At 34.9% G+C, this 19,889-nt stretch carries 20 protein-coding genes and 1 riboswitch; of the genes, 5 read left to right on the top strand and 15 right to left on the bottom strand.

Annotated elements, in window-relative coordinates; all coding sequences use genetic code 11:
- From TA89_RS03255 to TA89_RS03220, 8 genes are all read right to left on the bottom strand, one after another.
- The coding region (locus TA89_RS03255) for a virulence-associated E family protein (RefSeq protein WP_040210798.1) at positions 1-1,914 on the bottom strand (1,914 nt) is incomplete at its 3' end.
- Positions 1,904-2,320 (bottom strand): hypothetical protein, encoded by a 417-nt coding sequence (locus TA89_RS03250; protein ID WP_040210796.1) that lies wholly within the window; start codon positions 2,318-2,320, stop codon positions 1,904-1,906. The genes TA89_RS03255 and TA89_RS03250, both read right to left, overlap by 11 nt.
- A gap of 12 nt (positions 2,321-2,332) precedes the next feature.
- Complete coding sequence (locus tag TA89_RS03245) at positions 2,333-4,267, bottom strand: DNA polymerase (RefSeq protein ID WP_040210794.1); 1,935 nt, start codon at positions 4,265-4,267, stop codon at positions 2,333-2,335.
- A 54-nt stretch (positions 4,268-4,321) separates the two neighbouring features.
- Complete coding sequence (locus tag TA89_RS03240; protein ID WP_040210792.1) at positions 4,322-4,864, bottom strand: DUF2815 family protein; 543 nt, start codon at positions 4,862-4,864, stop codon at positions 4,322-4,324.
- 4 nt (positions 4,865-4,868) lie between these two features.
- A complete protein-coding gene (locus TA89_RS03235; RefSeq protein ID WP_040210788.1) occupies positions 4,869-5,996 on the bottom strand; it encodes a DUF2800 domain-containing protein in 1,128 nt (375 codons plus the stop codon).
- Entirely contained in the window at positions 5,996-6,298 is a 303-nt protein-coding gene (locus tag TA89_RS03230; protein WP_147590055.1) for a hypothetical protein, read from the bottom strand. The genes TA89_RS03235 and TA89_RS03230 overlap by 1 nt, the downstream gene beginning before the upstream one ends.
- Positions 6,299-6,333: 35 nt before the next feature.
- The gene (locus tag TA89_RS03225; RefSeq protein WP_197073433.1) at positions 6,334-6,675 is read right to left on the bottom strand and encodes an HTH domain-containing protein; all 342 of its coding nucleotides are present in this window, start codon (positions 6,673-6,675) and stop codon (positions 6,334-6,336) included.
- A gap of 172 nt (positions 6,676-6,847) precedes the next feature.
- Positions 6,848-7,048, bottom strand: coding sequence for a hypothetical protein (locus tag TA89_RS03220; protein WP_040210786.1), 201 nt, complete (start codon positions 7,046-7,048; stop codon positions 6,848-6,850).
- Between the two features lie 293 nt (positions 7,049-7,341).
- On the opposite strand from TA89_RS03220, the gene TA89_RS17590 reads away from it, so the two are divergent.
- On the top strand, positions 7,342-8,079 hold the full coding sequence (locus TA89_RS17590; RefSeq protein WP_052447295.1) for a helix-turn-helix domain-containing protein: 738 nt from the start codon (positions 7,342-7,344) through the stop codon (positions 8,077-8,079).
- Positions 8,080-8,237: 158 nt separating this feature from the next.
- Here the strand turns inward: TA89_RS17590 and TA89_RS03210 are convergent, their stop codons facing one another.
- The gene (locus TA89_RS03210) at positions 8,238-9,242 is read right to left on the bottom strand and encodes a DUF4046 domain-containing protein (protein ID WP_040210783.1); all 1,005 of its coding nucleotides are present in this window, start codon (positions 9,240-9,242) and stop codon (positions 8,238-8,240) included.
- A gap of 530 nt (positions 9,243-9,772) precedes the next feature.
- On the opposite strand from TA89_RS03210, the gene TA89_RS17585 reads away from it, so the two are divergent.
- Positions 9,773-10,537 carry a SinI family restriction endonuclease gene (locus TA89_RS17585; protein WP_052447294.1) on the top strand — a complete coding sequence of 255 codons (765 nt, stop codon included), beginning with the start codon at positions 9,773-9,775 and terminating at the stop codon, positions 10,535-10,537.
- A gap of 52 nt (positions 10,538-10,589) precedes the next feature.
- On the opposite strand, the gene TA89_RS03200 is transcribed toward TA89_RS17585, so the two are convergent.
- Entirely contained in the window at positions 10,590-12,011 is a 1,422-nt protein-coding gene (locus tag TA89_RS03200) for a DNA cytosine methyltransferase (RefSeq protein ID WP_052447293.1), read from the bottom strand.
- Between the two features lie 840 nt (positions 12,012-12,851).
- On the opposite strand from TA89_RS03200, the gene TA89_RS03195 reads away from it, so the two are divergent.
- The 3 genes from TA89_RS03195 to TA89_RS17580 are packed head-to-tail and all read left to right on the top strand — an operon-like array spanning position 12,852 to position 15,115.
- Positions 12,852-13,361: a hypothetical protein gene (locus tag TA89_RS03195; protein ID WP_040210781.1), complete on the top strand. Its 510-nt coding sequence runs from the start codon at positions 12,852-12,854 to the stop codon at positions 13,359-13,361.
- 34 nt (positions 13,362-13,395) lie between these two features.
- Positions 13,396-14,295 carry an AIPR family protein gene (locus tag TA89_RS03190; protein WP_040210779.1) on the top strand — a complete coding sequence of 300 codons (900 nt, stop codon included), beginning with the start codon at positions 13,396-13,398 and terminating at the stop codon, positions 14,293-14,295.
- Positions 14,288-15,115, top strand: coding sequence for a restriction endonuclease (locus TA89_RS17580; protein WP_052447292.1), 828 nt, complete (start codon positions 14,288-14,290; stop codon positions 15,113-15,115). The genes TA89_RS03190 and TA89_RS17580 overlap by 8 nt, the downstream gene beginning before the upstream one ends.
- 194 nt (positions 15,116-15,309) lie before the next feature.
- On the opposite strand, the gene rlmD is transcribed toward TA89_RS17580, so the two are convergent.
- The 5 genes from rlmD to TA89_RS03160 form a co-directional block, all read right to left on the bottom strand.
- Positions 15,310-16,662: a 23S rRNA (uracil(1939)-C(5))-methyltransferase RlmD gene (rlmD, locus tag TA89_RS03180; RefSeq protein ID WP_040210777.1), complete on the bottom strand. Its 1,353-nt coding sequence runs from the start codon at positions 16,660-16,662 to the stop codon at positions 15,310-15,312.
- Positions 16,663-16,684: 22 nt separating this feature from the next.
- Entirely contained in the window at positions 16,685-17,086 is a 402-nt protein-coding gene (locus tag TA89_RS03175; protein WP_040210775.1) for an RDD family protein, read from the bottom strand.
- A 92-nt stretch (positions 17,087-17,178) separates the two neighbouring features.
- Complete coding sequence (locus TA89_RS03170; protein WP_082023828.1) at positions 17,179-17,994, bottom strand: MetQ/NlpA family ABC transporter substrate-binding protein; 816 nt, start codon at positions 17,992-17,994, stop codon at positions 17,179-17,181.
- Between the two features lie 27 nt (positions 17,995-18,021).
- The gene (locus TA89_RS03165; RefSeq protein WP_040210771.1) at positions 18,022-18,666 is read right to left on the bottom strand and encodes a methionine ABC transporter permease; all 645 of its coding nucleotides are present in this window, start codon (positions 18,664-18,666) and stop codon (positions 18,022-18,024) included.
- Positions 18,667-19,623 carry a methionine ABC transporter ATP-binding protein gene (locus TA89_RS03160; protein ID WP_040210770.1) on the bottom strand — a complete coding sequence of 319 codons (957 nt, stop codon included), beginning with the start codon at positions 19,621-19,623 and terminating at the stop codon, positions 18,667-18,669.
- Positions 19,624-19,688: 65 nt separating this feature from the next.
- Positions 19,689-19,792: riboswitch (SAM riboswitch) on the bottom strand.
- Positions 19,793-19,889: the final 97 nt, after the last annotated feature.

The raw sequence follows: 19,889 nt of genomic DNA, 5'->3' as shown, positions 1-19,889 counted from the left end.
TTTTAAAGACCAGGCATTGTACTTTCCGTTACCTGATACAAGTACAGGCCAAAAGCGGCGGTTGCCTGTAATATCTCGCAAAAATCCACTCTCCGAGTTGGTAGAACCAACAATGATATTAGTCCTGGGATGGCTTTCTACATTGACTCCATATGATTGCCTGAATTTATCGTCCGTACGGCTTATAAAAGATTTTACTGTTTCAACATCTACTTTTTTGATGCCTGCCAACTCTCCGAGCTCCAAAATCCAATAACCTTGTAGTTTCTCTGCTGCGGTCTTATCCTTCATATCCGAAATAGATAAGCTATCAGAATACCACTGCCTTCCTAGAAGTGCAAAAAACGTAGATTTACCAATTCCTTGCGGACCATTAAGCACTAAAATAGAATCAAACTTAATTCCAGGTTCATATACACGAGCAACAGCAGCACACAAGGCTTTACGAGTCACGGTTCTTACAAACTTAGTATCCTCTGCACCAAGATAATCAATAATCAGAGTATCAATACGCTCGATTCCATCCCACTTTAACACACTAAAGTATTCCTTAATTGGATGGTAAGTACGTTCTGCGGATACTACAGCGAGAAGTGCATCTTTAAACTTTGTAGGTGACCATATACCATAAACTCTTTCGAAGTACACTTTGGCACAGGCAAGATCAGCATCTCCCCATCCCCTACGTACTTGTTTCCAAGGAAGCTCACCAACAACATCGATTACACTTTTAAATTCGTTGTATACAATAGATTTAAGATTCGGGTCAAAACGGATAATGCTGGCTATGTTAGTTAGAGTGTCCTTAACTTTTCCTTGCTTATCAAGTTCCAGAACAGTCTGCCAGTTATCTTGGTCTAGTAAATCAAACTCTTCTGCTACAAGTTTCTCACGTTCTTTAGCAAGTTGAATCTTTATCTTTTGATCGGAAATTGCAAATTCTAGCATCGCCTTAAAGGATGGTAATTTAGTAACTTCAGTATTTTCATCTACTTTATCATCCAGTCCTCCAAACTTGTGTATGCGAACTACATCAAAAGCATTCATCAGCTTACCACAAGCTGGGTCCGTTGCATGATGACTATACACATATTTATCTTCATAGACTACTACACCAGCCTGAGAGTCAGCACAAATATAATCGTAGCGTCCATTCATTTCACTTCTACGATACTCACCGCTTAGAAAAGTATCAATAGCTTCTGTTACTGAATAAGTTCGGCAGAAAGCTCCCACCGTACCAGGCTTTTCTAAAGGATCTGCTTGTTTTTTAACCTCACGCTGTACAACTGTCTGCTGTCTTTTTGATACAGGCCATTCAGCTGAATTTTGCCAATCCTTGTATCTGGAAAGCACAGCATCCGGGTCAAGTAGATTGCCTTCCACCTCTTTGAAAATGAACTCTCCATCCATTGAAGTAGATGGCCAATACATTAGTCTACTAGGTTCATAGGTAGTATCATCAAAGAGCTCAATACCAATATCCTCTGCAATCTTTCTTGCTATAGCAGAATACTCATCTGGAGACACTTCATGCGAAAGAGGTATGATAAGCCTAAGTCGCGGCTTCTCTGTAGTATGTTTATGTGTGGAGTAAAAAAAACATTTGAAGGAAAAAAACATTTCAACCTGGTCTATAACATCAAGAGTTGCATAATCCATATCCAAAGATAATCCCGAACGAGTCAGAACACAATCCTTTTTTCTCCTTCCATCTTCTAAAGACCCTAATACGAAGCCACCTACATCTTTTATTTCATCCTGCCTTGCTTTGGACATTTTTCTGTACTGCTCCATCGTTTCAGAAGTCCTGTGAGTCACTGCAATGCGATCACGGAACTCGTCCAATTCCATCTCCTGCAAATTCCATTGCTTCTCCATACGGGAATTCCCAGTGCATAGCTTAAATCTCATTTGATTTCCTCCCTGCAATGAAGAGTTCAAAATTCTTTAATGTTTTTTGGCGAAGCCGCCTTGATTCCTTAAATAGTGAAAAATACTTTCTATATTCATAAGATTTCTTCGGATAAGACATAGCCTCTTCTGCATATTCCTCCATTTGATTAGCATAATAATTTTCAAGTCCTTGAAGGAATTTCATCAGTTTATGCTTATCTCTTTCAGATGAATATCTGTATATAAGCGAAAAAACCTTCTTTGCCTTATCTAATGTGCAAGGAAAAAAATGCTCAAGATTTATTTCCATATATCCTGTCGGATAGCTAATCCTAAGTTTACAAGCCTCCATATCCGCATTCCGAATACCTTCGTATGCAGTAGGGTCATAATAACCCTCATCATTATATTTACTGATTATCAAGCAACTCACCTCCTAATCTTTTTTATAGTAACTGCATTCATAACCATCAGCTCTTAAAGGAAGTCCAATTGCCCATTCAGGACATGTACTCATTATGTTGCATACTTCCTCTACTGAGCACTTACCTTCAGGAACCTCCAGCACAACTTCATCATGTATGTGCATTACAATCTCAAGACCACTGTTGCGAAGCCTTAGCATTGCAAGTGCTAAAAGGTCTCTACTGGTAGCTTGAACGATATTTTCTACCAGCTTTGGCCCGTAAGTCTCAATTCGCTGCCATTTTTTGCTTTCACCTACTCCTTCATAGGTCAATCCTTCTCTCCCAAACCTATTCGTTTCTAATTTAGGTTTGATATAAGACAACTTTCTTCCGGAAGGAAGAATCACAAACAAGATCCCCGATTTGTAAGAAAAACACACTCTGCCAACTACAGATTCTTGCTTTTCACGAACTGCAGTTCTTGATGCGGCATCAACGTCCCACCATAACTTTGTAATATGGGGATTAGACTTTCTCCATTGATTCACCAGCAAACTAACTTCATCTTCCGTTATTCCCATCTCCAAAGCACCCATAGAAGTTAAAGCACCAACCGAGCCACCATATCCAAGTGCTAATTCAGCAATTTTACCTTTCTGTCGTAGAGAGCTTCCCTTCCTAATCTCCTCTATTGGTACTCCAAACATAGCTGAAGCAGAAGCTTCATATATCTTGCCGTGACTTGAAAACACATCAATTCTCCACTTCTCTCCAGAAAGCCATGCAAGCACTCTCGCCTCAATAGCCGAAAAATCTGCTACAATAAAACGAGTTCCAGGCTTTGGCACAAAAGCAGTTCGTATAAGTTCCGATAAAACTTCTGGTGTAGAGTCGAAAAGTAACTCCACATCCTCATAGCTACCTTTCTTTAGAAGGTCACGAGCAAGAGTCAAATCAGGTAAATGATTTTGAGGAAGGTTCTGTACCTGTACTAATCTACCTGCCCACCGGCCAGTTCTATTTGCACCATAAAACTGCAGTAATCCATGAACTCTTCCATCTGAACAAACAGAACGTTCAATAGCTTCATACTTCTTCACAGAGGTCTTAGCCATAAGAAGCCTAAGCTTCAACACCTCCAAAACCTCACCGTCAGATTCTTCAATAAGTCCTTTAACAGCCTTTTTATCAAGGCTGTCTATTTCAACTCCACAACTTGAAAGCCATTCCTTCACTTGCGTAACTGAATTTGGGTTATCCAGGCCTGTTAGCTCGTATGCCCTTGCTGTTGCCTTATTCTTATACTGAATGTCACATTTCACAGCATGAGATACTAGTTCACGGTCAACTAGAATACCTCGGTCATTTATTTCCTGATCCAGCCTATATAGTTCCATTTCACTTTCTTGAATGGGAAACTTTCTAAGCTTCCATCTAACTTCCATTTCAGCATCCACATCCCTTATACAGTAGGTTTTGAACTGCTCCCACTTCTCAGGTGCATGTTCCGGTAAATTTCTTGTTCTCCATCCATTGCTCTTTGTAGGTTTACAAGGGAGTGAAAAAAAGCGGACCAGTTCAGTTCCTTCTTTTAGTTTCTTACGTTTTATATTTAAAACTTCACCTACACCATCAAGAGACAATGGCAAGGAAAGCATAGCTGATTGTACAGAAGTACACTGCCATGATACGGGAGGAATCCTTATTCCTAGGTACTTAGAAAGACAGGTTCTTTCAAAGGCTGCATTAAATGCTATCTTTATGATGCTCTCATCAGTGAGAGCATTTAATATTTCCTGAGATAACTTTTCACCCCTGGCCAAGTCAATAATTTTTACTTTTTCATCATCAAAGGCATAAGCAAGCAGCATAATCTTGAAGTTCGGACTATCTGCATACGCATAAACCCCAGACTTTCTTAAATCTACATCGGAATATGTTTCAATATCTATTGATAAATTCATGCTATCTGCTCCTTAAGTACTAGACGGCAGTTACCTACCGCCCACATACTGTCATTATTCCAGAAAGTTATCTTCCTCAGAAGTATTGAATTCATCAGCAGCTTTAGAACGTCCGCCCAAAGGTTCACCGTCCTTCAGTTTTTGTATGTTACCCAATCCAGCTGCAATACCTCTATTACCGTTTGAGTTGTAACCATAGAAAGTCACACTGATACGACCATAACAACCTGAGTACACTTCGCTCTGGTCAAGTATAGGCTGCACCTTTGCATCAACAACTTGAGGAGCTTGCTTGCTATTTGCATTAAAGAAATAGCACTCTTTATAGGATTCATCATCTGGTCTGTCGATATCACCATCTCTAAGAGGTGTCTTAAGATTGGCCGGAACCTTACCGCCCCATTTAGAAACAGACTCCTTCTTCGCCTGTTCAATGGCAGATTTTATAGCTTCCACAGTCTTTGTGTCACTCTTTCGAACAATAGCAGAAACACTGTATTTGAGATCTCCACCATTTACGGAGTCCGGCTCCCAACAGTGAAGATAAGAAAAACGGCATGGTACAATGACCTTTGTTCCAACAGTATTATTTTTCATAAAATTAAACCTCCTGAAATTCCGCCACAGCGGTATTTTTTTTTATTGCTTCTCTCTTATCGCTCTCTGGTACCAAGGAAATTTTTCCTTGTGGCTTGTACACCAAATGTCCTAACACTTTGGCGAATTCCTTTTTTCCCATTAACCTTTCCATTTCAGTAATGGTTACTAGAGTTTGTTTATAAATATCTGTGTATCCTGCAGCATTTGCAGCTTCTACCACTTCATCTTCATTAGTGTACTTACGATTACTACGCCCTTCCACTAGCTTGAACCCATTCCACACTCTTCCGTGAACAATAGCTTGGTCCTGTGCGAAGGAATATATCTCGGACGCCCACTTTGAAAGTTCATCTGAAACCTTCAGAACTTCTATAATTTCTTCATCTGAAAGCAAAGCAGGTTCACGAAATTCCATCTTTGCAAGGGATAAAAACTCCTCTGCTCTAGCACGGCATTGGTTTCTTGCTTTACAAAAACGGCACCATTTACCTGATTTAAACTCGCCTGTTCCCATTAGAGCCATTGCACCTCTCGGCTTTAATACATCCTCTCCCCAAGTCTTAAGCGCATCAGTTGTAATCTCCCAAGTACTTAAGTTATTTAGTCTAGGCTGGAATATAGTAAACTTAACTATTTCTATATCATAAATGAAATCAGCCATCCTAAGAATACCCAATCCATATATCATTAGCTGTGGATTTTCTTCTGCGTAAATTGGAACTCCTCTCCCCAGCTTTAGGTCTATTATGTGAATAACTTTATCAGTTATTACAACCATATCTGCTGTACCAAAGCAATCCTCTACAAAGTCAGAGGCATCAACACGTTGTTCTACAAGAAACATTGGGTTCATACAGATTTGTTTTGCTTTCTCAATATCTCCTATTACATAGGACACATATTCATCTACAGCCTCAATTAGTTCGTTTGTGTAATAGTCAGACTCTGGTCTTTCACTACTTTTTTTAAGGTACCTTTTTATAAGGTACTCAGCCAATGCATGACCGGCAGAGCCCTCTGCTGCATATTGAGACTCTACGTCTTCAAAGTTCTCCTCGAGCACCAAAGAAGGAGGACAATTAATACGACGGTTTGCTACTGACGGAGAGAATCTTGCATGTCCACCCATCAAAGTAGCTCAGCTTCTTTAATAAGTGAAGCATAATCCTTAGGGTTTACACCCGAAAGCTTTCCTGCATCGTACTTCATAAGCAAATCTTTCACCTCACTAATTTTACCTTCTTGTGATTTCTTAGCGAGTATAGCCCTAACCATTTCGATTGTTACTTCTAACTCTGTAGTATAAATCCCATCACCAGATCCCTCGTTTTCTAGTTTCTCTTTTACTTCTTTACCTTGCTGAGCTAATGTCAGAAATCCTTGTGCTAGCTTTTCATAGCCATCAGCTAATAACATATAAATCTCTTTCATCATTATCTTCCTTTCTATTCTGGCTTGTCCCATCATTATCTATTCAAAGCAAAATCTTTCAAGATTCCATTCATAATATAAAGGTCTTTGCCAGTAAGGTCTTTTTTTAGTTTCTCAAGCAGTTTTTTTTGTATTGGACTAAGATATTTTCTATCTAAGTCAAAAGTACCCATAATCTTAACACCGCCCCCATATCTACCACGAACAGTTTCTATGGGGTAAGAAAGTGATAAATAATCAATATCATTTTTAATAGTGCGCGATGTAACTCCAAACTCTTCAGCTAAATTAGCCATTGTATCACTTCTTCTTTTACAAAGAACCTTTAAAATTTCCATTCTCCTTTCAGTTGGAGTTATCCAATCTTGTGCTATCATCACTTTCTCACCCCCTTTCTCTTGCTCTGTACCTAAATAGTAAAAGTTAAATATGAAGAGTTGTTTCTTAATAAGAAATACTTTTTAGCAAAAATAGCCGGATAAATTACGCTCTAAATCGTAATTTATCCGGCTATTCGGTAGTTCAAGCGACTCCTTTGCTCGGTATAGATTATATTGAACTAACAAATATTTCATTATTAATTAGGCTTATATGAATTATATTTCTACATTTATTACATTTTATTTCCAATTCTGTTTTTTCTGCATATACCATATCCATTAATCTTTTATTAGTACAACATGGACATGGAACACTCTTATGTTTAATAGCATTTTCCTTTTTAGGTTTTAGAATATCTTTTTTGTCCATAACTTTATCCTCCTAGGTCTTATATTTATTATTTAATAATCTTAAGTAATAACTTATTCTTTAAGGCATTCATTTCTATTGTTTGCAGTCAACACTAATTTTAAAAAATAAGGGTTTTTTCTATTAAAACCATTACCCTTTCACACAAATATCTTTTTTATTTGATATTGTGTCTTGATACTAATAAGATATCACATTCTTTTACCAAAAACAATAGTATTTGTATATTTTTTTCCATTTTTCATTGACTATAGTCAACAGTTTCGTTATAATATATTTACGAGGTGAACAGAGTGAGCGATAAACAAATGTTTAATAAAACCGATTTTGCGATACTTTTGAATAAAGCAAAGGGAGATAGGTCTATTAATCAGTATGCTAATGAAACAGGAGTAAGTGCAGCTCATATATCAAGATTCTTAAGAGAAATGATAGATGCACCCCCATCTCCAGAAACTTTATATAAGTTTGCAATAAAAGCATATAATGAAGTTACATATCATGATTTAATGATTGCTGCTGGGCATTTAGCTACGCAAAATGATCATCATATTTTAAATCAATTAAATAGTCCAATTCAATACGAAGATGATTTCGTGATAGACCAGCCGTCAATGAATGGCAGAAACTTTGACTATAAAAAAAATAAATTTAAACAGATACTACTAGCATACTTATACGATAAACCAATTAAATGGAGTCCTGATAACACTGAAAAGAAAAAGAGTTATCCTGATATGATTATAAACTTATTTGATTCAGAATATGAGAAATGGTATTTTGATTTCAAACCTTCTCAAAACGTAAGGTACTATTCACCAATTCATTTTACATTTATTTATGGTAGCATTGCTATGAAAGAATTAAATCAAGAAGACAAATATACAATCGTAGTCGATGATGAAAAGTTATTTCATCGAATTTTAAGGAAGCCTCCTATATCTCTAAGAGTAAACCTTTATATAATGCTTATTAATACAGAAAAAGATGAAGTTGTACAAGAAGAACTACTTTGCAAATATTTATTATAAACAAGGCATATCACAAAAAAGTTTTTTATATATAATTAAGGACTAAATCTTAGATTACAGTTTTTCATTTACAGTATATACCATTTAAAGTAAATAAAGCATAGATGCTATTAATAATGAAATAGCTATCTATGCTTTTATTATTATATTCTAATTTATTATTTTCTTATTATAGTATAAATTGAAACTGTATTTATAGCAGCATTAATGGCTTTTCTAGCTGATCCACCATAGAACTTATCAAGAAGAGTCCTCATCTTGTTATTTTTAAAATCCTCAAATGTAATATCTTTAGGTGTCTTTCCGGCTTCTAAATTCATTTTATTTATTAGCCATATAGTAGCTGAAATAGCATCGCTTTCACTCCATCTATGATAACTGAATTCCCAAGGCATAAATTCTTCTTTAAATGCCTCTAATACTGCAGCAACAATCGATTTATTATGATAGTTACATATTAATGTAGATAGGTGATTTTCACAAAAGTGCTTAAATTTGAGCTTATTTATTACATCTTCATGTGAAAAATCAAATTTATCAATAATAAGCCATCTTATAGCTTCATTTCTATTCTCTCTATTATCCCAAAATTTATCACTAACCGGACATAATTCTAATTCCCACGGCTTAATTATATTTGGGAAAATCTCATTTATGATATCATATCCATTCGTATAATAATTGGTAATAGTACCCAAACCATATTCAACCATTATCTCTCTATAAAATCTTTTTTTAACATCATTAATATTCCAATTTAACTTTTCCTCAATTAACCATCTTATTGCATCAATTCTATTCTGTCTACTATTCCAGTATCCTTGAGGAGTTCTACATTTCTCAAATTCAAAAGCCCTAAAACTGTTAGGATAAACTGCCATAATATATTTTACAGCTGAACGTCCAAAGTATAATTTACAAGGAGTCCATAGTTTTACATTTTTTATAAACTCTTTAGATATTTCTTTAGTAGTTTCTTTCATAGTATATTTTAATTTATCCTCTATAAGATATTTTAATAACTTAATTGATACTTCTCTGCCCTCTTCCATAGACATTGAACGCCAAAATCCTGGAGGAAAAAAAGGTATTCTATTATACAATACCATATCATATATTGCTAGATTATCCATTGTTGTTAAATCTATACCCTTAAAATACAATATTTACACCTCATATCTATTAATCATTAGCATTAGAATTCTTCCCATTATAGTAATATATATACTAATGAAAAATAATGCTACCTACCAATAAACATTATTAATTTACAACATAACCCAATCACAAAAGAGCAGGAAATTATCAGAGAATATCTTATATAATTAGAACTCATACAGGTTAAGCTTACTACATCTCCGAAATAAGTATTGTTCACTAAATATTTAAAATATCTTGTATCTAACACCATATATTGCTAGAATATACATATATATTAAAGCAATCATAAATTATTAAATATCAATAATACTATGATTATTGAAATCGATTAAAAAAATTGCTACTTTATTAGAAGTAAAGTAAATTGGATAAAACAACCATTTATTTTATTCTTAAACTTTGTGAAATAAAGCAATGTTATTAATGCAAATATTATAGGTCGTTAATAAGTATGTTCAAAAACAAATCAATACTGCTAGGCACTTTATATTATTCTTATTTATAATATAAAGATTTATAAAGGGGGAAATTTATGACAAGCTATACTATTGCAAATATTAACTTAACGAAAGAATATTTACGTGAATGTTATTCATTGGCAAAATCTTATAACGAGTTGGTTAACTGGCATGACCTTGATATTATTTTTGAAATAGCTTTAATGAATATGGATTATTTTCCAGGAATAAAAATACAAGGGCAACAAAATCCACAGATTTATATTGATAGATGGGTAAAGGGCTACTCTTATGCCGTAAATAATCTACCAAGTAAACGCACTGCCAATCCAAAAGGGTCATGTACAGATCCTGCTATTAAAGCTATTGTTCAAGGTACACAAGGATTGTCAGATGAGGAAGCAAAATTAGGCGAAACCATCCATAACCTTTTTATGTCTGCTGAGAATATCCAAGGTAATCTTCTTGAAGAGTATATTGCGACAAAGGTACGTCCTTATGGCTTAATTTGGTGTGCTGGTAATGTATTGAGAGCCATCGACTTCTGCAATACAGAAGGTACTTTTCTTTTGCAGGTTAAGAACAAATCAAATACAGAAAATAGCTCCAGTAGCAATATTCGTGTTGGAACAACAATAATAAAATGGTATCGTCTCGGTACGCAAACTAGAAAGGGGCTAAAATATCCAGCTTACAAGTGGGACAACTTAATCTCATTAATTAACCAATTTAAAACCGAAGGCCAGAGCCTTCCGCAGTGTATTATGTCAGAGTCAGATTATCAAGCATTTCTAAAGTCTAAATCTACTGCAAATAGAACCCTAATAACTAGTCTATAACTAAAATAAAGCATTAATGCTTTCAATAGCATCAATGCTTTACTTTTAATTATTAATCAAAAACAATTGATATTTGCTCATTCTTTTCGCTTGCTTGTGCTGATCTTGCCTTTTCCAGTTCCTTATCCATAGCACTACACCATGTTATTTCATTGGTATTTTTATATCTAGAATATAGGTATCCTGGATATTTCGGCAATCTTTGTTCATTCATGTCTGCAATAATAGTTTTTGCAATTGCTTCACCAAGCTTAATAGGCACTGCATTTCCAATTTGCTTATATTGCTCTAGAATCGGCCCACAAATTTCCCATCCTTTTGGGAATCCTTGAATACAACTATATTCTTCAATGCTTAATGGTCTATCTTCTGTAGGATGACACAAGTCAGTTGCAGGCATGGTTGGATTTGTTACTAAAGTTGGTGAAGGTTTACTGAAATTTAATCTCCTCAAAAACCCTGTTTTCCCTCCTCCAAGATTTAATTTTGAACCCATTGCCTCTTTTTGCAGTTCTTTGGGAAGATCTTTCCAATACTGACCTTCTGTTAATATACGATAGTATTTTAAGCGTTTTTCAGGAAATTGAATGTAATGATGATCTTCAGTTTCCAGTGTCTCTAAAGCATCTCTCAATGTTCTCCACTTTGGTAATCCGTATTGTTCAGACTCTGAATTTGTAGGGGATAAATATGGAACTTTACTATCTCCAAGTTTACCAATGATAACAATACGTTCACGTATTTGTGGAGCACCAAAATTTGCTGAATTATAGAGTTCAAACGAAACTGTATAACCTGCAGCTTTCAATCTATCAAGAATTATGCAGAGTGCACCACCTTTTATAGGTTCTTTAATATCTGAATAAGGATAAGGTGCAGATAAAAGGCCTCGCACGTTCTCAATAACAACATATGTAGGACGAATTTGCTCTACAACATCTATGTATCTCATAAATACATTTCCTCTTTCATCATCCAAAGCACGTCTTGTACCAGCTGTACTAAAAGCTTGACATGGGGGGCCACCAAAGATAAGATCAACATTACGACCTTCTGGAACTTTTGCTAATCGTAATATTTCTTCTGGTTCATACTTGTTTATATCCCCAATCAATGCCATTTCAGGTTCATTCTTAGCAATTGTCATTCTGCAGTACTTATTGATTTCACACGCAAGTAAAGAACGGATTCCTCCATTTTTCATTCCAATATCCAAGCCCATTGCTCCAGAGAAGAAGCTCAGTGCAATAATATCCGGGATATCAGCACTAACTCTCTCGTGATCATCTGGTTCAATAAACACATTATAAGATTGTATATATTCATTAAGGTCTTCTGGCTTAACAACCCATTGGCTTCCAATCCGAACAGAAATTAGCTTTTTTTCACTTATTAACTTTCTTACATACTGAGGTGTCACCTTTAGCTTTGTGGATACATCCGATACAGTAAGTAAATCACCCAATTCCGGCATTATCAAGCCACTCCTTTCGTTAACGAAACTTTTCATAGACCAATTATACAAGAGAACATTATTCTTTTCAACACATTTATCAAAGACAGTTGCAGTATTTGAAATTATATTAGGCTTATGCCATAGGTAAAAAGCCCCCACATTAATAAATACTTTTATATATATTTCTAGCTTATTTGATATCTATACTTATCATCTTTTCAAACTTACCACATGTTTATTAGCTTTGCATATTGCTTAACTCACGAAATAGTTAATTCGCTCTTTAGCGTATAAACTAATTGTAACAAAGTAGATTACTTTCTTTGTTATTCAATTCTTTTACTTACCTATTATAAATATTTAAACTGCTTATCAAATTATAGGAACCATTGATTCTATTTGAAATTAGCTAAAACGTTGTCTAGCCTGCCCATAGGTTGAACTCTATCAGCAAAACTCCACATCGTTACTGTATTTCCTAATTGTAAACAAGCCATAAACACAAATAAAGTAGCCTCATTTTAATATAAAATAAAAAACAACCTTTGAATACAGCTTAAATTAGTCATTTTAAACGGCTAATTATATTATTATTTAAACAGCTTTGCCGCCCCTCCATGAGTATTTTAATTTATGCATAGTAACACTTAACAAAACTATAGTTAATCTAATTTTCTTAAAAAGTATAAATCAATACAACTAATAATCAAATATAAGCTAATTATTCATTTTATCCTTCCATATGATTGTAATTCATTGATTTACCTAGAGGATAACTTACAAATATGTAGAATATTAAAGTTACAACATTTTTATTTTAGGTTGACCATTTAATATATTATGAAATGAGGTTTCGAAATGTCGATTGTTTTAAAGCGGTTTGAAGAAACAGAAAGTGACTTTGTACTTAGGATGAGAAGTGATCAAATCACATTTATGTTTGACCCACATTATTTGAGGGATTATCTTTCAGAAAACAATGAAATGCCTCAGGTAGAGAAATGGGACTTCCCTATTATTTATTGTACTTTCATACACGTTATGGAATTAGGATTAGGGGACGATACACTATTACCAATGAAAAAAAATCCGAGGGAACAAAATATAAAATCTACCCCCTCACGTAGGATTACACATAGCTTAAAGAATACAGATATCGCTGAGGATGGAAGACCTCATAACAGTTTTTTCTATTTACTAAATAGAGGTATTGTATTGGTAGCCCATAAGGTTAAAAGACTCCAAAATGTAGTTTTTCAAGGTGAAGACGAAATAATACCTAGTGTGATTGAGGTCACTATGGACAAAGAAAATGAAGGTAATATTGATGGTGGACATACTTACAAGATTATAAAGAAACTGTTATGAAATATAAAAGAAAGAAGAGTACCTTGATGCATTTGTGAAATTTGAAATCACTGTAAACTTTTCAGGAGTATCTCGTCTTGCTGAAGCTCGTAATACATCTGCACAAGTACTGTCAAGGTCAATTGTAAATCTTCAAGGTGGATTTGATATATTAAAAGAACTCATTTCAGAACTACCTTTTAAAGACAGAGTTGCATATAAGCAATTTGAAAAGCATGAAGATGGTGCAAAATTGATTCCTGTAGAGAATATAATTAGATTGTTAGATTTATTTAATCTCGAAAAAACCCCAAAATATTCTTTACAAACAAAATTTAGCAGGAAACCTTCAATTCCACCTGCAAAGTGGGCATCAGGTTCAGAGAGTATCATAAAGTCTTACATTTCAGATGTAGAAGATGCTGCTGAAAAGGACGAGGACTTTGAATACTCTAAAATGGATTCTATTATTCCTGATATTTTTAATATATACAGCTTTCTAGAAAAGAATATACCTGATATTTACAATATTGTTGGCTCATATAATTCTAGCGGTGGTGGAAATTATGCATTAATAAGTTTCTCTAAGTCACAGAAATCTTTTTTGTATGATAATTATAGAAATATCACCACATATTCAGATGGTAAGCAAAATCCACAAAACGGTATGAAATATGATGTTCCAGGCGGAATAATACAGCCGATAATAGGTTCTTTGAGAATGCTCGTAACTAGAGATAATAACGGAATATACAAATGGATTGATGGATTTAACCCAAATAATTATTCCGAATTAGAGGAAATTGTTAGTCCTCTAGTTAGCTATGTAGTTACAAAGTCCAGAGAAGAGACGCCTGATAAAGTCGCCAAAAGTAATGAACACTGGAGTTTTTGCTTGATGACTATGGAGCAAACTCGTCAAAGCATCATAGAAAGAAGTAATCACAATGAATGACTATTATAGTGATTTGTTATTATCGATTTTAAATAATATCAACAACAAATCTGTATTTAGAAATACTCTATTGAGTGAAGTACAGCAAGAACTCGGAGAGGAACTAACAGATAGCGACATACTCCCTGTTTTAGAGAAGTGCATAGAAAAAAATGTCATAAAAACTCTTTCTAACGATATATTAGCTATTACCGATATTGGATTAACCCTTCTTATTGATCCCAATACCGCTTATAAAAATTTATGGCTCCTCCCGTCCCAAAATAGATCTCAGAATGATAATAACTCAAATGATAACCATTATGAAAAGCTGCATATTAATAGCTTAAATAATCTTAATGAAGCTTATAATATGTATATCATTAACCTAAAAAAATATTTAAAACACTTATTGCAGGAAATGGATAATTATGATTTCGAAGAGTTTGTGATAAATACACTTATTAAATGTGGAGAAGCTCCTTTAGGCGAAACTACAAAAAAGTCACATGATGGTGGTATAGATGGCTTCCTTTACAAGACAAGATTTAAACAAGGAATAATACCAGTACAAGCTAAATGCTATTCTGATACAAATCTAGTGTCTGAACAAGAAATTCGGGACTTTATTGGCTCAATGCATCAAAGCCATAAATATGGATCTTATTTTGTAACGACTTCAACATTTACTACCAAAGCAATAGATAAAGCAAAAGAACACGGTATTATTTTAATAGACGGAATCCAACTTATAGACCTAGTTATAGAATATAAAATTGGTTTGACATCTAAATACGGAATAGATTTTCTATTAACTCCCATATTATCTGAATTTAAGTAACGCATCATCATATCTTTTGCTAATATATAAAACCTCAAAGCAAAACTGCACACCATTTCTCTAGTTATTACCGATAAAGAAATGAATTTAAGAATTTAAACACAGACAAATATCGCTCTGTTTATCTTCTTAAATATATAAAAAAGCACTTGAAAATGGCTTAGATAGGCTGTTTTCAAGTGCTTATTCTGTTATTATTTAACCAGCTTTACGACCGTCTCCACGTGAGGCGTATTCGGAAACATATCCACCATCTTACTCTTTTCCACCCTATACCCCTGCTCCTCCAGATATTTCAAATCTATAACCAGAGTTTTAGGGTTGCAGGAAACGTAGATTATTTCCTTTGCATTGAATTTTACTACATATTCTAATGCTTTAGGGTGTACTCCGCTTCTTGGTGGATCTAATATTATCACATCCGGTTTTTTGTCTATGGTTTGGATGACCTTAGTTACATCTCCTGCCAGGAAGGTGCAGTTTGTTAGGTTATTTAACCCTGCATTTTCATTAGCTGCTGCAGCTGCTTCTTCTATGAGCTCTATGCCTATAACTTCCTTTGCTTTTGCTGCTGCTATCTGTCCTATGGTTCCTGTACCGCAGTATAGGTCAAACACTGTAAGATTCTTTGCATCTCCAAGGAATTCTCTCACTACGCTGTATAAAGCTTCTGCACCTTGAGAATTTGTTTGGAAGAAGGAAAAAGGTGATATTTTAAAGTTTAAGCCCAGAAGCTTTTCTGTTATGTAGCCTTTTCCCTGAAGAAGGTTTACCTTATCCGGTACTACTGCATCGGAAAAGGAATCATTTTCTGTGTGGAGTATGGTATCCAGGGTTCCTTCGTATTTAAGGCTGTTTAAAATATCCTTGTATTCCTGAAGATCAAAGTTTATTTGAGTGGTGGTTACAAGGTTCACCATTATTTTCTTAGTGAAGAAGGCCTTTCTTATTATAAGATTTCTTAAATAACCTTCTCTTTGCATTATTTTATAGTGAGGAAGACCCTGCTTTTTGAAATACTCAAGGGTTGCATCCAGTATTTTTCTGAAGTCTTCATCTACTATTAAGCAGTGGGGCACTGAAAGGATGCTGAAGCTTTGGCCCCTTACATGCATTCCTAGAGAAAGCTCTCCGCCCTTTTCAAAATCTCCGAAGGTAAATTCCATTTTATTTCTGTATTCCCACTGTGTTGGGCTTCCTTCTATGCCTAAGTAGCTTCCCATATTTATATCTGCCTTTTCAAAGAGCTTTTTAACCTGAAGCTCTTTAAATTCTAGCTGCTTATCATAAGGGACATGCTGGCTTATACAGCCTCCGCAGGGACCGTAATGAGGGCAGGGACCTTGTACTTCGTACTCTGCCTTTTCAACTAACTCTAAAAGCCTAAGCTCTCCAACGCCTTTTTTGTATTTAGTGAGCTTTCCTTTTATAACTTCACCGGGGAAGGCATTTTTAACGGAAAATTTCACACCGTCTTTTTCTGCTATTCCCTGTGAAGGAAATTCCATATCCTGAATTTTAATTTCTATTTCTGTACCTTTTTTCATTGGCTCTCCTTTTTAAATAAAGTTAATTATCTTTTTCAAGTGTAAGATAAAATAACTTGTTGCCTAAAGTTGTTCCAAGCTTTGTTTTATTGCATATGGGGCTATATAATATTGATACCCCTATGAACATTATTAAATACACTGTTATTTTATCTGCTACTCTATATCCAACAAATCTTATTATAAGCTGAAATAAAAATAACACAATAAAGGATAGAGCACTGATTGTCATAATGTCTACGAAATTTGCTATAAACAGCTCTCCAAAGGTTATTTTTGAGTTTTGATTTTCTTCCTGCTTTAGTGATTCTTTTTCCTGAACTTTAGTATTTTCTGTAGTTAACTCTGCATTTTGAGGTGTCTTTTGGTCCCCAGTAATTTTCTCTTCAGTGGATTTTATATCCGTATTGTTTATATCGCTCATTCTGCTGCCTCCTTGTATGTACTATGATATTTACTATACTATATTTTATAATTCAAGTAAACAAGGAGGAAACTTTATAAGGGGCTCTATTTTTAGAAGGATGGAAGTATACTTCCCTTATAGTTTTCCTCTATAAACTCTTTAACCTCAGGAGAATTTAAAGCCTTTGAAAGAGCTTTTATCTTCTCTGAATCCTTGTTTTCTTCTCTTACTGCAACAACATTTGCATAAGGAGAATCTTTTTCCTCCATAATTAAAGCATCCTTTATAGGATCCATTCCAGCTTCTAAAGCAAAGTTTGTATTTATAACAGCACCCTCTACGTCTCCCAGTACTCTTGGAAGCTGAGGAGCATCCAGTTCTGTTATTTTAATATTTTTAGGGTTTTCTGTGATGTCCATCTTAGATACAAGTTCTCCCTCTTTCAGCTTTATTAGACCTTTGCTTTCTAAAAGCCTTAGTGCTCTTGCACCGTTAGTTGGGTCATTTGGAATAGCTATTTCAGCACCGCTTTTTATATCATCAAAGTTCTTTATCTTTTGTGAATAAAAGCCTAAAGGTTCAAGATGCACCTTAACGGTATAAGTTAATTTAAGTCCTTTTTCACTAACTGTTTTATTAAGGAAAGGTACATGCTGGAAGAAGTTTGCATCAAGGTCCTTGTCTGCTAAAGCAGTGTTAGGTAGAACATAATCTGTAAACTCTTCGATTTTAACTTTATAACCTTCCTTTTCTAAAATAGGCACAGCCGCCTCAACTATTGCTTTATGAGGTACAGGACTAACACCAATAACTATAGTTTTATCCTCTTTTCCCCCTTCAGCTCCTGTACTTTTATTGCTTCCACAGCCTGCAGCTCCAAGAGCTAATCCTGCTGCTAAAATTATTGCTAATACTTTTTTCATTATAAATACCTCCATGTAGTGTTTTTTTATTTATTTTGTTAGCTTTTTATATATTAAGTTACCCAGGTATTGAACAGCCTGTACAATTACTATGAGTATTATTACAGTATAGATTGTTATATCCGTTTTAAATCTGTGGTAGCCGTATTTAACCGCTATGTCTCCAAGACCTCCTCCTCCTATGGCCCCTGCCATGGCGGAGTATCCTATAACATTTATTACTGTAAGGGTTATTCCAAGTATTATAGAAGGAAAGGCTTCCTTCAGCATCACCTTTGTGAGTATCTGAAAATTGCTGGCACCAAAAGACTTAGCTGCTTCGATAACCCCTGCATTAACCTCTCTCAAGGAGGACTCTATAACCCTTGCTGCAAAGGGTGCAGCAGCAATGGTTAAGGGAACTATAGCAGCCGTTGTTCCTATAGACCTTCCTGCAATGATTTTAGTCAGAGGAACCACCGCTACCATGAGTATTATAAAAGGAAAGGATCTTAAAATGTTTATTATAAAGTCCAGTATGTTATATACCTTTTCATTTGGCTTAAGACCATTGGGAGCTGTAAGTGTAAGTACCACTGCGGGGATTATTCCTATTATCACTGCAAATATTGTAGATACAGATACCATATATAAGGTTTCTAAAAGTGCTTCATAAATTATTTCTGTATATTCCATCTATATTACCTCCCAGTTTATTGATCTTTCAATGAGGTAGTTAAGTACTCTTCCTTCATTTTCTTTCTCTAGGTTTATAACCAGGGAACCTAAAACGTCACTTCTGAATTTTTCAAGCTTGCCCCAAACTATGGAAAAGTCGATATCCAGCTCTCTTGCCATAGCGGTTATTATGCTTTGCTGGCTGAGCTCCTTTGGAAAGAATATTCTTATATTTACTCCTTTTCCCGGAAGAATTTCCTCTTCTCCTAAAAATTTCTTAAGCTCATTATTTGGCTTTAAGAATAGTTCATTTGAATTTCCAAGAGCCATTAATCTGCCATCTTCTAAGAGAGCAACCCTTTCACAGATTTCCTTAACCACTTCCATCTGATGAGTAACCACTATTATAGTAATGCCAAGCTTCTTATTTATATCCTGAAGAAGGTTGAGTATCCCTTTAGTTATGCTTGGATCTAAAGCTGAGGTGGCTTCATCGCATAAAAGCACCTTAGGATTTAAGCTTAATGCTCTTGCTATTGCTACCCTTTGCTTTTGTCCTCCACTTAAGGATTTAGGCTTAACCTCTGCTTTGTCCTCAAGACCAACAAGCTTTAAAAGTTCCTTTACCCTTGCATCTATTTTACTTTTTCCTTCTCCCCAGATTTCCATAGGCAGTGCTACGTTATCATAAACGCTTTTTCTTTCTAAAAGGTTAAAGCTTTGAAATATCATGCCTAAATCTTTTCTTAAGGCTCTAAGCTCCATATTCTTCTGAGTGCTTATTTCCTTTCCCATTACCTTAACCGAACCCTTATCATATGGCTCTAGGCCGTTTATACATCTTAGGAGGGTGGATTTTCCAGCACCGCTTCGCCCTATTATTCCAAATATTTCTCCTTCTTTAATTTCCATGCTTATATCCTTTAAAACTTCATAATCATAGTAATTTTTATATAAGCCGTTTATTTCTATCATTCCGTCTCCCCCTTTGAAAAATAAAAACGCCGGAGAATAAACTCCGGCGAATAAGTCCTCATTTATTCTCATCTTCCAGCTTACGCTGTTGGAATTGGCACCGTTGTATTTTAAAAATACCGGTTGCCGGGCTTCATAGGGCCAGTCCCTCCACCTCTCTTGATAAGATCAATTATCATATATTTAATTTCAATAACAATAGTATATACAGTATTCACAAAAAAATCAATAACAAAATGCATATTTTTTTGATAAAATAATTATAT

This window comes from Clostridium polynesiense (genome assembly GCF_000820705.1).
GTDB lineage: Bacteria > Bacillota > Clostridia > Clostridiales > Clostridiaceae > Clostridium_AA > Clostridium_AA polynesiense.
This window is presented reverse-complemented; position numbering and strand designations above follow the sequence as displayed.

Bases quoted from the DNA above. Each gene is read 5' to 3' on its own strand.
- TA89_RS03165 (WP_040210771.1), bottom strand. From the start codon at position 18,666: ATGGAATATACAGAAATAATTTATGAAGCACTTTTAGAAACCTTATAT.
- TA89_RS03235 (WP_040210788.1), bottom strand. From the start codon at position 5,996: ATGGGTGGACATGCAAGATTCTCTCCGTCAGTAGCAAACCGTCGTATT.
- TA89_RS17585 (WP_052447294.1), top strand. From the start codon at position 9,773: ATGACAAGCTATACTATTGCAAATATTAACTTAACGAAAGAATATTTA.
- TA89_RS03230 (WP_147590055.1), bottom strand. From the start codon at position 6,298: ATGAAAGAGATTTATATGTTATTAGCTGATGGCTATGAAAAGCTAGCA.
- TA89_RS03200 (WP_052447293.1), bottom strand. From the start codon at position 12,011: ATGCCGGAATTGGGTGATTTACTTACTGTATCGGATGTATCCACAAAG.
- TA89_RS03225 (WP_197073433.1), bottom strand. From the start codon at position 6,675: ATGATAGCACAAGATTGGATAACTCCAACTGAAAGGAGAATGGAAATT.
- TA89_RS03175 (WP_040210775.1), bottom strand. From the start codon at position 17,086: ATGAGCGATATAAACAATACGGATATAAAATCCACTGAAGAGAAAATT.
- TA89_RS03160 (WP_040210770.1), bottom strand. From the start codon at position 19,623: ATGATAGAAATAAACGGCTTATATAAAAATTACTATGATTATGAAGTT.
- TA89_RS03240 (WP_040210792.1), bottom strand. From the start codon at position 4,864: ATGAAAAATAATACTGTTGGAACAAAGGTCATTGTACCATGCCGTTTT.
- TA89_RS03195 (WP_040210781.1), top strand. From the start codon at position 12,852: ATGTCGATTGTTTTAAAGCGGTTTGAAGAAACAGAAAGTGACTTTGTA.
- TA89_RS03220 (WP_040210786.1), bottom strand. From the start codon at position 7,048: ATGGACAAAAAAGATATTCTAAAACCTAAAAAGGAAAATGCTATTAAA.
- TA89_RS03245 (WP_040210794.1), bottom strand. From the start codon at position 4,267: ATGAATTTATCAATAGATATTGAAACATATTCCGATGTAGATTTAAGA.
- rlmD (WP_040210777.1), bottom strand. From the start codon at position 16,662: ATGAAAAAAGGTACAGAAATAGAAATTAAAATTCAGGATATGGAATTT.
- TA89_RS17580 (WP_052447292.1), top strand. From the start codon at position 14,288: ATGAATGACTATTATAGTGATTTGTTATTATCGATTTTAAATAATATC.